The sequence below is a fragment of the Marinospirillum sp. genome (genome assembly GCF_014859565.1).
In genome coordinates, this window is the sequence record NZ_JACUUA010000085.1 from 1 (window position 1) to 13717 (window position 13717).

A 13717-nucleotide genomic window follows, 5' to 3' on the forward strand; every position below is an offset into this window, starting at 1 on the left:
GAATTAACCGTATGGAGCTGCTGCCGCTGCTGCAGGAACGTGACGTTCTGGATGATACCATTGTGATGCAGAGTGAACCCCAGGAGTTACTGACCTCCCGCGCGCTGCGCCTGCAAGTGAAAGAAAGCTGGAACCTTGACCATCTGACGGAACGTTACCGCAACTTCCTTAACCAGTTTCGCCCCTTATGGCAGGAACTAAAAATTGAAGACAGCCTGACTCCCACAGAGTGCCTGATAGCGCGCACACTGCTGATCCATGAATACCGCAAACTGTTGCTGCGTGATCCACAACTGCCTGATGAGCTATTACCCGGTGACTGGGAAGGCCGCAGCGCCCGCCAGCTGTGTCGCAACCTCTATCGTCTGGTTTACGCCCGTGCTGAATCTCATCTGGATCAGATACTGGAAAACGCCTCCGGCCCCTTGCCTGCACCTAATGCCAGTTTCTACCAGCGTTTTGGCGGTCTTGAATGATTTATTTCTGAAAGCGACACACAAAAAACACATCGACTTAACAAAAAGCTATCACTTAAAGGTAGCTTTTTTTGACTTAATCGGGCTTTTTTGTTTTTTTACACAATCACTTACCACATATAACATGACCTGGATCAAATTTCTGAAACTAAGACTTCCCATTACAAAATAATCTGCCAAAATCAGCAGGGTGGTATTTCAACGATGTGTGCCACTTTGCTTTCATGAGGAAAATAAAATGACACAAAAGAACTCGCTCAGCATCGGTGCCACAGCACTGCTGTTGCTGGGTTTTGCTGTATTGTGGGGAAGTAATGGCAAGGGTGTAATCCAGGATGATCCTGAGCGCAACATTGCCATTCCTAAAAACTTACTGGTGCCTCTGCAGGTTCGTACCAGTTATAACAATGAAAGAATTTTTTTCCAGTATCGCTGGCCAGCTGAAAAACCATCCTATTTCCATGATGTTTATCGTTATGAAAAAGGTGAATGGAAGCGTTATGGCAATGCTGTTCCCGGATCACAACCCCAAGGCCTGCATGAAGATCGTGTAGCCATGCTGGTGGATGATGGCAGTGTGCCGGAATTTGCCCGTTATGGTGGTTACATTACGGTTGGTTCCGGGTTGGTGGATACCACCCACCAGGCATCCGGTGATGATGTTGAAAATCATCCCTATCTGGGTAAACAACGTGGTCAGGAAGAAGTCACCAAATACCTGCCACAAACCCGTCACTCCGGTGACTGGGCAGATACCCAGAGTGGTGAACGTATCCAGCAAATGCGTAAGGCTGGTTATTTCCTGGATCTGTGGCACTGGCGTTCTGCACGCAGTAATCCTCTTGGTTTTGCAGATGATCAAGTGGTTTATGATGCTCGCTCTGGTGATCAGGGTCGCAGCGCCTGGTTCACCAACTGGGATCGCGAAAAAAAGCAGCCCCGCGTGATGTTTAACCCGGAAGTGGCTGGTCATGCTGCCCTGAAGTGGGATGACATCCAGGCTGGCCGTATTGATCCTGACTCTATTTATTATCTGCATGAAACCACCATGCAACCCTTTGATCCTGACCATGCCTGGCAGGAAGGTGATGTATTACCCCGCCGTGCCCTGCGTACCCCTGCCGGATCCAGAAGTGACATTGCTGCGGACGGTCGCTGGAGCAATGGTTACTGGCAGGTCACTCTGTCCCGTCTAATGGACACTGGTGCGCCGCTGGATGACAAAATTTTTATGGATGGTGGTGAATATGCCGTTGGTTTTGCCATTCATCGTAATGCTACCGGTGGTCGCTGGCACTATGTTTCCTTGCCGGTAAAGCTGGGGCTGGGACGTGATTCAGATCTGGTTGCCCAAAGTTTTGTGGGTGAGACACCTGATTGGAATCAACCTTGGCACGAGGTCAAACTCTTTTATCCCGGACAAGTCACCTGGCCTCATCTGACCAGCAAAGCCCACGCCGGTAGTGAACGTATTGCCCGTAAAATTCCAGCATCTGCGTTTCACAAAGAAGAACAGCTGGCGGTTTATGGTATCGAGGCTGAGTTCCGCGAAGCCCTGCAAACACAATGGCGTCTGACCCTGTTTGCTGGATTGCTGCTACTGGCATCACTGGGTTTCACTCTGTTCCGTATGGCTACACCAGCCAAGGGAGGTTTCTAATATGGCTGCTTACCATCACATCATGGCGCACTTTCCAATTGCCCTGTTGTTGCTTGCGTCACTGCTGCTGCTGTTGCGTGCTTTGAGTAACAACCCCGCACTGGCCAAGCTGGAAAAAAGCACTCCCATCCTGCTAATTTTTGGTCTGCTGGGTGGCATTGCGGCGATTCTCACTGGCCTGATGCTCTGGCCTCATGAAGCTGTGCTGGCTTCACCCATGGCAAAGAATAAAATCCTGTTTGCTACCTGGACCATGATAGCCTGGATTGGTGTTGCTGCCGTGCGTTTGCGTGCCGGTGAAGGCATCTGGGAAACAAACCTGCGCTGGCCGCTGGTGATTTTGGCATTGTTGGCTGCCGGTATGCTCAGCACTACCGGTGCACTGGGTGGTTATCTGATGGGTTCCCCGTCCGATTTTTCAACCCTGCTGAAACTGCTGGGATGGAACGTCTACCAGACCTTCCATGCGCCTGGCTGGGCATTGGGTGTAGCCGTTATTGCCGCACTGCTGATCCTGCTGACTGGTTTTATGAAAAAAGCCCGTTAATCCAGAACCCAGTGTTTTAAACCGGTGTCGGTCAGAAATGATCGTGCACCGGCTCCTTGCAACAGGGCAAGGCTGGCAACCAGCCCTGCCTGCACACAACTGGGTGCTGCCACACTCACTGAGCGCGGGGCATCCTCCACCGGCCAGCCAGTGATTGGATTTAACAGGTGGCTGTAACGCTTGCCATCTTTCAGCAGATAACGACGACTGTCACCGGATGTTGCCAGTCCACCGCGTGAAACCTGTAACACTAGGCTGGCGCTTTTTTCCACAGCCAGAGACTCCACCCCAACACGCCAAGGCACACCGGGTGCTCGTGGTGCATTACAAGCTAGGTCACCACCCAGATTAACCAGCACACCGATATCCGATTGCGGCAAGGTTTGCAGTGCTATGCCCAGTGCCCGATCTGCCGCATACTCCTTGCCGATACCACCAAAATCCAGTTCCATGCCTTGCGGCAGGGTTAACCAGCCACCCTTGATCTGCCCAGTGGTATCCTGTGCATCTGTTTGCCAGTCCAGCTTTTGCCAACCGATCAACGGCAGTAAGGCATCAATGGCTTTTTGTTTTGGTAAACGATCACTGCCATCAAAGACCCACACCTTGCGCAGCAAGCCGGAGGTCAGATCAAACAGTCCACCCGACAAGTGCCAGGCCTGTTCGGCAAAGTTTAATAGTCGAGCTGTTTCAGCATCCACCCGCTGTTTTTGTCCCGGATGGCTATGGAGTTCACTGAACAGGTTGTCACTACGATAACGGCTGTAAGCGGCTTCAATGCGCCACACCTCTGCTGCCATCTGTTCAGCCAGCTGGATTGCCAGTGGCTTTTGTGACTCGGGCAAGGCCAGCAATACTTCACAGGGGCTGGCCATGGCCTCAAAAGTTGCCAGAAAACAGTCCCCCTGCCAATTGCAGGTCACTTGCCCGGTGGTTTGCATCAGAACTTGTATCCCAGAATTAGCATGACTGCTGTTGTCTCCGGCAAATCACTACCCGATGCTGGTGTCACTGCAGAGCTGAAGTCGTTTGAGGTTTGCTGGTACAACGACAGGCGGGTATAAAACTCCTGCTTGTCATTCACCTGATAACCATAACGCATCCCCAGCGTCCAGGCATCAAAATTGCCCAGCCGGTAATCTGCTGTTAACTCCTCCACACCCCCGCTCAGCTGGGTTGAGGTCACATAGGGTTGATAAAAGTCCACTGCGGACTGGGTGTACCAGCGCAGCTGGGGTTCCAGATAGTGCCGTCCAAGATCCCAGCGGTATTTCACTTCCAGAGTGTGAGAGTCCATGCCCCAGTCATCAAACTGATAACGGTAACTCAGATCCACCACATCACCGCCATCCAGCTGGTGCCGGGTCTGCCAGAAGAGTGCATGTTTAATGCGACTGTCCGGTCGGGCTTCATAACGGTAACCCTGCAGGGTGCCACCGGCCTGATCATACACACTGACCAGCTTGTAAGGGTCGGTCAGGTAACCATCACTCAGGTTCAGGCTGTAGTTGAACTGCATCAGGGTGTTACGGTTGATCACCTGAGTCATGCCCAGCAACAGGTCACTCACTGTTTTGTTGTCATTACTGCCATCACGACTGGCGGCAAAATCAGCATCAAAACTGCTACTACCCCACACGGCCATCGGACTCAGTCCCACCGGCACACCGCCCTCTGGGCTGATGGTATCCAGTGATAAGCCTCCCGCCAAAGTCAGGGTGGTATTTTTCTGATTCAGGTAACGCGACACACTGGCATTACCCCCCATCGACAGATAGTCATGCTCGGTGGAGAAATGCCCGCCCACAGAATAAGCCCAATCACGACTCAACGGTGCTGACCATTGAGCAGAAGTGGCAACACGAGTATCCCGAAAGCTGTCATCCAGTGGTAGTTCGCCGGCATCAGCGCTGTAGCTGGCCTTGCCCGATGGTCGAGTGAAGGTCTGCGGCTGGTTACTGGTATAAGCACCGTTGGGTGATGCACCAGTCAGGGTATCCAGCGCCAGCTTCAGATTCAGTTTGGTTTCACTGTCGACATTACGTGTGGCGCTGATCACCGGCTCAGCGGCCTGAACGCGGCCATCACTCTCGGCATAAAGTAATACTGCCGCGTCAAAATCCCACTTTTCCAGCTCACCCGCCTGTGCCTGATTGGGCACGCCCTGCAACAGGGCACAACCGATGGCAGCCAGAGTGCCGGTCAGAGTGCCTGCATTAAATAGTGGCTGTTTTTTTCTGAAATCAGTCATGCTCTGCTCCTAGTTGCACCCACAACCGCCGCCGCCAAAGCTGCGACCACCACTGCTGCCTTCTTTACTGAAATAGATGTGATCATCCAATCCAGCCTCCACCGGTTCATTAATCAGCTGCATCTTCTGCTGCGCCAGCAGATCCCGCTCCCAGGGTTTAACACCCAGACTGGAGCAACCGGCCAGCATCACCATCACCAGCAGCAACACACCCACCAGCAGTAGAGTTTTTCTGTTCATTGTTTTTCTCCTTATTCCGCCAGCAGTTGCTGGATACTGGCCTCGTATTCATTCACCCGGCTGGCATGGAAACCAGTATGGGTTGCACGCAGTCGCCCCTGACGATCCAGCAGATAACTGGAGGGCATACCAATCAGTCCGTAGGCTTCTGGTAGGCTGGCTTTGCTGTCTTGTAACAGGGTAAAGTTCGCGGGAACCTGTTGGAGAAAGTCCAGTGCCTGTTGTGGTTGTTGATCCAGATTAACGCCCACCACCACCAACCCTTGTTTGGCGTATTTTTCCTGCATGGCATTCATCCAGGGAAAGGATTCACGGCAAGGTCCACACCATGAAGCCCAAAAATCCACCAGTACCACCTTGCCCTGCAACTCGGCCAGTGAGGCATCACCCCCTTTCATATCGGGCAAACGCTGATTAAGTAGTGGTGCCTGTTGTGCCTGTGCAATTGGCACCAGTTCTGCAGCTCTGACTGAGGGAATAAAATCCACTGCGGTGACACCCAGCATTAAAGCCGCAGCTGCAAACCATCGGGTAAAAGTTCTGGGGTTACTGTTCAACATGCGCTTGCCTCCTGATTTTTTGACGGGTTCATCCTCTCAGATACAACTTAAGGCTTTCTTAAGCCCGACTTAAGCTGGCCTTAATTTTTCTGCTTCAGGCTGGTCACATCCCCAACCATCAGGAAGCACATGATGAAACTTCGATTCCTTCTACCCCTTCAGCTGCTGATGCTGGCAACACTGCTTGTCAGCAGCCTGTTGCAGGCAGCACCCGAGTTTTTACCCGCCGATCAGGCTTTTAAAGCCAGTGTGCGTGTGGATGACCAACAATCACCGCGTTTGCTGGCTCACTGGGACATTGCTGAGGGTTATTACCTGTATCAGTCCCGCATCAGCCTTAAGGTGAACGGGCAGCCGCTGCCACTGGAATTTTTATCCCAGTCGGAAATAAAAGATGATCCTAACTTTGGACGGGTTGCAGTCTTTCACAACACGCTGGAATTGACCGCCATCCCCAACGCAGCAGCCGGTATGATCCAGGTGGAGCTGGGCTGGCAAGGCTGTGCTGAGGCCGGTTTGTGTTATCCACCCAAAACGGCAACTTATGAGCTGCAATGGCCGGGTGCTGCTGATGCCTCAACCGGGGCTGAATCAACAGCTGTAACTGAGCCAGTGGTTTCTTCCACCGCAGCAACCACTGAAGATGCCGGAACTCTGGCTGCTTTGCTGGAATCCTCCGGGTTGGCCTGGATAGTGGGCACCTTTTTCCTGCTGGGGCTGGGGCTGACTTTTACGCCTTGTGTGTTGCCGATGCTGCCGATTCTGGCCGGAGCCATTGCCGGACAAGGCCAGAACATCAGTGCTGGCAAGGGATTAGCGCTATCGCTGGCTTATGTACTGGGCATGGCAACCACCTATACAGCAGCTGGAGTGCTGGTAGGGTATTTTGGTGCTAGCATGAACTTACAAACGGCGATGCAGAATCCGGTGGCACTGAGTATTTTTGCAGTGGTGTTTGTTTTCTTGTCACTGGCGATGTTCGGTTTTTATGAATTACAGCTCCCGGCCTTTTTGCGGGATCGTCTTAACAATCTGGGCAATAAACCCGGCCAGCAAACATCCAGTTCCGGTTTTGGCCGTTATGCCGGTCTGGCGCTGCTGGGTCTGATTTCAGCCTTGGTTGTATCACCCTGTGTATCTGCACCACTGGCGGGCGCACTGATTTATATCAGTACCACTGGTGATGCCCTGCTGGGTGGTGCCGCACTCTTTGCTCTGAGTCTGGGTATGGGTGTGCCACTGCTGCTGGTGGGTGCCGGTGGTGGACGTTTGTTACCCCGTGCTGGTCTGTGGATGATTGCGGTAAAAAACTTTTTTGGTGTGATTCTGCTGGCACTGGCCATCAGCCTGCTGGCACGTTTTCTGCCCGGCAGTATCAGTCTGGCACTCTGGGGTTTACTGGCTCTGGTGTATGCTGCTCATCTGGGTAGTGGTGAAGTCAACAGTGGCTGGCAGAAAACCCGTCGTGGACTGGCTGCAGCTCTGGCACTTTATGCCGCGGCACTGCTACTGGGTGCTCTGGCTGGGCAGAATGACCCCCTGCAACCGCTGGCCGGATTGGTGGGCAACAGCAACACAGCTGCCCGTCAGGAACAGCCGCTGTTCACCACAACCCGCAGCGTGGATCAGTTAATGCAACACATGCAGGCCGCTCAAAAACAAGCTCTGCCGGTGGTACTGGATTTTTACGCTGACTGGTGTGCCAGTTGCAAGGTGATGGAAAAACAGGTTTTCAGCAAAATTAATCCACAGGATTATGCGGGTCGAATGGTGTTTCTGCAGCTGGATATGACTGAAAACACCTCACAACACTCTGCTCTACTGCAGCAATACCAGCTGTTTGGGCCACCGGCCTTGCTGTATTTTACCGGGGACGGTGCCGAAGTGCCTGCCCTGCGAACCCTGGGTGAAATCGGTTTGCAGACTTTTGAGCAACAGCTGCAGCAGTTGATGAATACGCGTCCATAAACCCTCTGACAAGGATCAAACCCATGCGGTTATTGCTGATTGAAGATGACACCTCGCTGGCACAGGGCATCCGCACCGCGCTGAAACCGGAAGGTTACATCGTGGACTGGCTGGCTGATGGTCAGCAGGCACTTCACGGCATCAAAAATGAAGTGTTTGACCTGTTGTTACTGGATCTGGGACTACCCGGGCTGGATGGTTTGTCACTGCTGAAAAAAATCCGTGCGGATGGCAAACAGCTGCCGGTACTGATTCTGACCGCTCGGGATGCTGTGACTGATCGTATTGCCGGGTTGGATGCCGGAGCGGATGACTATCTGATCAAGCCTTTTGATATCACCGAATTAAAAGCCAGGGTGCGAGCCCTGCTGCGCCGCAGTGCTGGTCGTGCTCAGAGCTGCCTGCAACTCGGAGAGCTGGAGCTTAACCCGCAGAACCAGCAGGTGTTGTTCCGCCAGCAACCAGTAAATCTGACGCGACGGGAATTTGCCCTGCTGCATGAACTGCTGAACCAGCCGGGGCATGTGTTCACCCGCGATCACCTGCAGCAATTGCTGTACGGCTGGGAGGAAGATGTCGAGAGCAATGCGTTGGAAGTGCACATCCACCACCTGCGAAAAAAACTCTTCCCCAGCCTGATCCGAACCCTGCGGGGTATAGGTTATGTGCTGGACAAGGATGCCCGACCTTGAAATCGTCACCCCGCAAGCAAGCCTCCATCCGCAAACAGACTTTAAGCTGGGCGCTACTGCTGTTCATCTGTGCCAGTGGCATCATTGCCTGGAACAGTTTCCATGATGCCGCCCATGAGGTAGAAGAGTTGTACGATGCTCATCTGGCACAACAGGCTCGATTGATTAGCGGTCTGCTGACCGGGCTGGAAGTGGCACCCCTGAATCCGGTGGAAAAACTGCGATTGCTCAACACCATGGAGCAACTGTCCATGCAGACTGACCGAGGGGATGGGCACCGCTACGAAAGCAAGGTGGTGTTTCAGGTCTGGCAACAGGATCAGCTGATTCTGCGTTCCCGCAATGCCCCCGATGGACGATTAACACAACAGCATGAGGGTTATGCTCTGGAACAGGTGGGTGATCACCGCTGGCGAGTTTTTGTGCTGAATCACCCGCAGCAGCAACAGATACTGATGGCCGAGCGGGACGATGTACGTGGTGAGCTAGTTGGCAAAATTGCCCTCAGAACCCTGTTGCCGGATTTGCTGGGAGTGCCGCTGCTGGCACTGCTGATCTGGCTAAGCATTGGCAAGGGGTTAAAACCCCTCGAACAGCTGGCCGAGGTGTTACACAACCGTGATCCTGATTCACTGCAACCCCTGCATCTGACTGCCCTACCACAAGAGTTGGACACCATTCAGGATGCCATCAACCTGCTGCTGCAACAGCTGCGAGAATTACGCGAGCGTGAACAGCGTTTTATTGCTGATGCCGCCCATGAACTGCGTACCCCACTGTCGGTGCTTAGCCTGCACAGCCAGAATGCTTTGCAGGCCAGTGACCCACAGGACAGGGAACAGGCCTTGCAACAACTGCAACAGGGGATTGAACGCACCACACGGGTTGTTTCACAACTCTTGACTCTGGCACGCCTGGAGCCGGAATCCGGCTTGCCGCTGCAAAAAATCAATCCATTGATCATCAGTCGTCAGGTACTGGCTGATTTGGCACCTTTGGCGTTGCAGCAACAGGTTGAATTGGAGCTGTTGAATGAATCCACTATGGACGGATCACTGCTGATGGAGCCGGGCAGTCTGGAGATCCTGTTGCAGAATCTGGTCACCAATGCCCTGCGCCATTCTGTTGCTGATCAGAGCATCAGTGTTCACTGGCAACACCAACCACAGGGTGTTCTGCTGAAAGTAATAGATCACGGCTGTGGTGTGAGTGATCAGCAGAAGCCACTGCTGCAACAACGCTTTTACCGGCAGGGTGCTTCCTGCGGTGCCGGTCTGGGGCTGGCCATTGTTGCTCGTATTGTGGAGCGCCATAACGCCAGACTGAACCTGCTGGATACCCCCGGTGGAGGCCTGACAGTCAGTATCCTCTGGCCAATCAACAACTGACATAGAGCTGAATAAAAGTGTTAAGGCTGGTGTCAGGTTGCGGGAGCAGAATGCCGCTTAATCCTTTCATCTTGTCTGAAAAAACCGGAGTCAATCATGCCCACCCCACGTACCTGGATTCTGCTGGGTCTGCTGTTAATGATGCAACTGGCACTCTGGCAATGGAGCCTCAGTTATGAGCATTTTTTAACCCTCAGTGGTTATCTTGCCATCAACTTTATGTCCATCACCCTGCTACTCGCCACTCGCCCGGCTTGGCTGGAAACACCCACCGGTGGGCTGGACAAGATGTATCAGCTGCACAAGTGGACTGGCATTCTGGCGGTGGTGTTTGCCCTGAGTCATTGGTTAATTGAAATGGGTGATGATGCTCTCAAGGCACTGTTTGGCAGGGATCGCAGCCTGAGAGAAGGCCGTTTTTCCGGCCTGCTGGATAACCTGCAGGATGGTGCCGAGGATCTGGGTGAGCCTGGCCTTTACCTCTTGTTGCTGCTGGTTGCCATCAGCCTACTGCGGTTGGTGCCCTATTTTTACTGGCGACACCTACACCGGGTAATGCCACTGATTTATCTGGCATTGGCTGCTCATGCCCTGCTGCTGGCACCCTTAAGCTGGTGGCAACAACCCACCGGCTGGATCATGGCACTGCTGATAGTGGGTGGTGTATTCAGTTCTCTGCAATCCCTGACCGGACAGATTGGCCGCAGCCGACGCTACAAAGGGCTGATCCAAAGTGTTGGACAAGTGTCCAGTCAGATTACCGAGGTTGTCTGTGATCTGGGTAAACAATGGCCGGGACATCGTGCCGGACAATTTGCACTGGTAACCTTTGATCGAATTGAAGGAGGCCACCCATTCACCCTGTCCAGTGCCGATCAGCATAACGGCCAACTCAGTTTTCAGATCAAGGCGCTGGGTGATTACACCCGCAAAATCCCGCAACGTCTGCATAGCGGGCAAGCTGTCACGGTGGAAGGCCCCTACGGTCGGTTTGATCCTGAAAGTGGCCGAAAAAAGGCACAACAGATCTGGGTGGCCGGTGGCATTGGTATCACACCGTTTTTGGCCGCACTGGAAAACCGCTTGAATCAACCTGAACAAACCCGTGCAGCAGTGAACCTGCATTATTGCACCGCCTCAGCTGAAACCGACCCCATGGTACAACGCCTGCAGCGACTGACCACACAGCTGCCGGAAGTCAGCCTGCAGATCCACGACAGTAAACAAGGCCAGCGTTTAACGGCTGAGCTGCTGTTAATCAACCAGCAAAAAGTGGATGTCTGGTTTTGTGGCCCTCAAGGACTGGCAAATGCCCTACGCAGTGGATTAAAACACCAATCCGGCTCCTTGCGCTTTCATCAGGAAATTTTTGAGTTTCGTTGAGCACAATGCAGATCAAAGGCTTTGCCCCGGTATACAGACGAGCCAAAGCCATTTAAGGTTACCGCATTTGCGTTAACCGCTTGCAGAACCTCATTATCTGAACATCAGGAAACAACATGGATCACAGCGTACACAACAAACTGGTTTCTTTTATCTGGAGTATCGCCGACGACTGTCTGCGCGATGTGTATGTACGCGGCAAGTACCGCGATGTTATTTTGCCGATGGTGGTCTTGCGCCGACTGGACACCCTGTTGATGCCAAGCAAAGAGGCGGTACTGGCAGAGGTGCAGTATCAGAAGGAAGACATGCAGGCCACCGAGCTGGATGATGAACCACTCAAGGAAGCCTCCGGTTACGTTTTTTACAATACCTCCAAGTGGACACTGACCAGCCTCTATAACACGGCAACCAACAACAGCCAGATCCTTCTGAGCAATTTTGAAGAGTACCTTGCGGGGTTTAGCCCCAATGTGTTGGAGATTATTGAGCGCTTTGAGCTGAAAAACAAAGTCCGGCACTTGGCAAGCAAGGATGTTTTGCTGGATGTCATCGAAAAATTCATCTCGCCCAAAATCAACCTGACGCCGGATGAAGCCCTGGACCCGGATGGTTACAAGCTTCCGGGACTCAGCAATCTGGGCATGGGTTATGTGTTTGAAGAGCTGATCCGCAAATTCAACGAAGACAACAACGAAGAAGCCGGTGAGCACTTCACCCCGCGAGAAGTGATTGAGCTGATGACGCATCTGGTCTTTGATCCCATCAAAGACAACCTGCCACTGACCCTCACGGTTTATGATCCAGCCTGCGGCAGTGGCGGGATGCTGACCGAAGCCCAGAACTTCATTGAAGAAAAATACCCGGCCAGCAACCGCGATATTTACCTCTATGGCAAGGAAATCAACGACGAAACCTATGCCATCTGCAAGTCCGACATGATGATCAAGGGCAACAACCCCGAAAACATCAAAGTCGGCTCCACCTTGTCCACCGATGAGTTTGCCGCCAACCGTTTTGACTTCATGCTCTCCAACCCACCCTATGGTAAAAGCTGGGCCTCTGAGCAGAAGCACATCAAAGAAGGCACGGAAGTGATTGACCCCCGCTTTAAGGTCAAACTGCAAGACTACTGGGGCAACTGGGAAGACTGCGATGCCACGCCCCGCTCCAGCGATGGTCAGCTGCTGTTCCTGATGGAAATGGTCAGCAAAATGAAAGATCCCGCAGCAGGTACTGGCGCCGCAGCGGGCTTATATACCAGGGGCAGCCGCATTGCCTCAGTCCATAACGGTTCCAGCCTGTTTACCGGCGATGCGGGGGGCGGTGAAAGCAACATCCGCCGTTATTTAATTGAAAATGACTGGCTGGAAGCCATCGTGCAGCTGCCCAACAACCTCTTTTACAACACCGGCATCACCACCTACATCTGGCTGCTGAACAACAACAAGCCCGAGTCCCGCAAGGGTAAGGTGCAGCTGATTGATGCTAGCCTGCTGTTCCGCAAGCTGCGCAAAAACCTTGGCAATAAGAACTGCGAATTTGCCCCGGAGCAGATCGCAGAAATTACCCGCACCTATCTGGATTGTGCGGCGATTGAACGCCAGCTGGATGCCAACGGAGACCCTACAGGCATCGCCAGCCAGGTCTTTCGTAATGAAGATTTTGGTTATTACAAGGTCACCATCGAACGACCCGACCGGCGCAAAGCCCAGTTCACCGCCGAGCGCATCAGCAGCCTGCGCTTTGATAAACAACTCAGCGAAGTGATGGAGCACCTTTACGCCGAACAGGGCGATCAGCTTTATGAACCGGGCTTTTTAAAGAGCATCGAGAAACCGACTCTGGCCTGGTGTGAAGCAAATGACATCAGCCTGAATGCCAAGGCAAAAAGCAAACTGCTGGATCTAAAACACTGGCTGGCGCTGAAAAACCTTCATGCCACGGCAGAACAACTGATGGCCGCGCTGGGTGAGCAGGTGTTTGATGACTTCAACCAGTTTAAAGAGCAGGTGGATGCCCAGCTGAAAGCCAGTCAGATCAAACTCACCGCGCCGGAGAAAAACGCCATCCTGAATGCGGTGAGCTGGTACGACGAAACGGCTGTTAAGGTCATTAAAAAAGTAGTCAAGCTCACTGGCAGCAAACTGGATGAGCTATTGCATCGTTATGCCTGCACCCAGCAACAACTGCCAGATTTCGGCTTTTTCCCCACCGGCAAAAAAGACGAATACATCACCTATGAAACCAATGCCGACCTGCGGGACAGTGAATCGGTCTCGTTGTTAAAAGACGGTGAACCCCCTGTCCCTTCAAAAGAGCGCATCCACCAGTATTTCCTTGATGAAGTGAAACCCCATGTCGAAGAAGCCTGGATCAATCTGGACTCGGTGAAAATTGGCTACGAGATCAGCTTCAACAAATACTTCTACCGCCACAAACCGCTGCGCTCACTCGAAGAAGTCGCACAAGACATCATTACCCTGGAGCAAAAAGCCGAAGGCTTGATTGCCCAGATACTGGGTGTGTCGATTGACAAGGTGCAGGGGTGA

12 protein-coding genes are annotated in these 13717 nt (G+C 52.9%); 8 read left to right on the plus strand and 4 right to left on the minus strand.

What is annotated here, in order from left to right; translation table 11 throughout:
• The 3 genes from IBX50_RS11425 to IBX50_RS11435 form a co-directional block, all read left to right on the plus strand.
• A partial coding sequence (locus tag IBX50_RS11425; RefSeq protein WP_292255965.1) for a PaaX family transcriptional regulator C-terminal domain-containing protein occupies window positions 1-476 on the plus strand: 476 nt, incomplete at its 5' end.
• 238 nt (window positions 477-714) lie between these two features.
• A complete protein-coding gene (locus tag IBX50_RS11430) occupies window positions 715-2136 on the plus strand; it encodes an ethylbenzene dehydrogenase-related protein (RefSeq protein ID WP_292255966.1) in 1422 nt (473 codons plus the stop codon).
• A gap of 1 nt (window position 2137) precedes the next feature.
• On the plus strand, window positions 2138-2683 hold the full coding sequence (locus IBX50_RS11435; protein WP_292255968.1) for a DUF2231 domain-containing protein: 546 nt from the start codon (window positions 2138-2140) through the stop codon (window positions 2681-2683).
• On the opposite strand, the gene IBX50_RS11440 is transcribed toward IBX50_RS11435, so the two are convergent.
• Genes IBX50_RS11440 through IBX50_RS11455 form a run of 4 tightly spaced genes read right to left on the minus strand, consistent with a single transcriptional unit; the run spans window position 2680 to window position 5734 of the window.
• Window positions 2680-3624 carry an FAD:protein FMN transferase gene (locus tag IBX50_RS11440; RefSeq protein WP_292255970.1) on the minus strand — a complete coding sequence of 315 codons (945 nt, stop codon included), beginning with the start codon at window positions 3622-3624 and terminating at the stop codon, window positions 2680-2682. The genes IBX50_RS11435 and IBX50_RS11440 overlap by 4 nt on opposite strands.
• A complete protein-coding gene (locus tag IBX50_RS11445; protein ID WP_292255972.1) occupies window positions 3624-4934 on the minus strand; it encodes a DUF3570 domain-containing protein in 1311 nt (436 codons plus the stop codon). The genes IBX50_RS11440 and IBX50_RS11445 overlap by 1 nt, the downstream gene beginning before the upstream one ends.
• Window positions 4935-4943: 9 nt before the next feature.
• Window positions 4944-5174 (minus strand): DUF4266 domain-containing protein, encoded by a 231-nt coding sequence (locus IBX50_RS11450; RefSeq protein WP_292255973.1) that lies wholly within the window; start codon window positions 5172-5174, stop codon window positions 4944-4946.
• An 11-nt stretch (window positions 5175-5185) separates the two neighbouring features.
• Window positions 5186-5734, minus strand: a complete 549-nt coding sequence (locus tag IBX50_RS11455; protein WP_292255975.1) for a TlpA disulfide reductase family protein — start codon at window positions 5732-5734, stop codon at window positions 5186-5188.
• 129 nt (window positions 5735-5863) lie between these two features.
• Here IBX50_RS11455 and dsbD point away from each other — a divergent pair, with 129 nt between their 5' ends.
• From dsbD to IBX50_RS11480, 5 genes are all read left to right on the plus strand, one after another.
• Window positions 5864-7702 carry a protein-disulfide reductase DsbD gene (gene dsbD, locus IBX50_RS11460; RefSeq protein WP_292255976.1) on the plus strand — a complete coding sequence of 613 codons (1839 nt, stop codon included), beginning with the start codon at window positions 5864-5866 and terminating at the stop codon, window positions 7700-7702.
• Between the two features lie 23 nt (window positions 7703-7725).
• Window positions 7726-8394 carry a response regulator gene (locus IBX50_RS11465; protein WP_292255978.1) on the plus strand — a complete coding sequence of 223 codons (669 nt, stop codon included), beginning with the start codon at window positions 7726-7728 and terminating at the stop codon, window positions 8392-8394.
• On the plus strand, window positions 8391-9782 hold the full coding sequence (locus tag IBX50_RS11470) for an ATP-binding protein (RefSeq protein WP_292255979.1): 1392 nt from the start codon (window positions 8391-8393) through the stop codon (window positions 9780-9782). The genes IBX50_RS11465 and IBX50_RS11470 overlap by 4 nt, the downstream gene beginning before the upstream one ends.
• Before the next feature lie 96 nt (window positions 9783-9878).
• Window positions 9879-11165 (plus strand): ferric reductase-like transmembrane domain-containing protein, encoded by a 1287-nt coding sequence (locus IBX50_RS11475; protein ID WP_292255980.1) that lies wholly within the window; start codon window positions 9879-9881, stop codon window positions 11163-11165.
• 116 nt (window positions 11166-11281) lie between these two features.
• The gene (locus IBX50_RS11480; RefSeq protein ID WP_292255981.1) at window positions 11282-13717 is read left to right on the plus strand and encodes a class I SAM-dependent DNA methyltransferase; all 2436 of its coding nucleotides are present in this window, start codon (window positions 11282-11284) and stop codon (window positions 13715-13717) included.

Coding starts and splice junctions, on each gene's coding strand:
- IBX50_RS11475 (WP_292255980.1), top strand. CDS start 9,879: ATGCCCACCCCACGTACCTGGATTCTGCTGGGTCTGCTGTTAATGATG.
- IBX50_RS11430 (WP_292255966.1), top strand. CDS start 715: ATGACACAAAAGAACTCGCTCAGCATCGGTGCCACAGCACTGCTGTTG.
- IBX50_RS11465 (WP_292255978.1), top strand. CDS start 7,726: ATGCGGTTATTGCTGATTGAAGATGACACCTCGCTGGCACAGGGCATC.
- IBX50_RS11440 (WP_292255970.1), bottom strand. CDS start 3,624: ATGCAAACCACCGGGCAAGTGACCTGCAATTGGCAGGGGGACTGTTTT.
- dsbD (WP_292255976.1), top strand. CDS start 5,864: ATGATGAAACTTCGATTCCTTCTACCCCTTCAGCTGCTGATGCTGGCA.
- IBX50_RS11445 (WP_292255972.1), bottom strand. CDS start 4,934: ATGACTGATTTCAGAAAAAAACAGCCACTATTTAATGCAGGCACTCTG.
- IBX50_RS11435 (WP_292255968.1), top strand. CDS start 2,138: ATGGCTGCTTACCATCACATCATGGCGCACTTTCCAATTGCCCTGTTG.
- IBX50_RS11480 (WP_292255981.1), top strand. CDS start 11,282: ATGGATCACAGCGTACACAACAAACTGGTTTCTTTTATCTGGAGTATC.
- IBX50_RS11455 (WP_292255975.1), bottom strand. CDS start 5,734: ATGTTGAACAGTAACCCCAGAACTTTTACCCGATGGTTTGCAGCTGCG.
- IBX50_RS11450 (WP_292255973.1), bottom strand. CDS start 5,174: ATGAACAGAAAAACTCTACTGCTGGTGGGTGTGTTGCTGCTGGTGATG.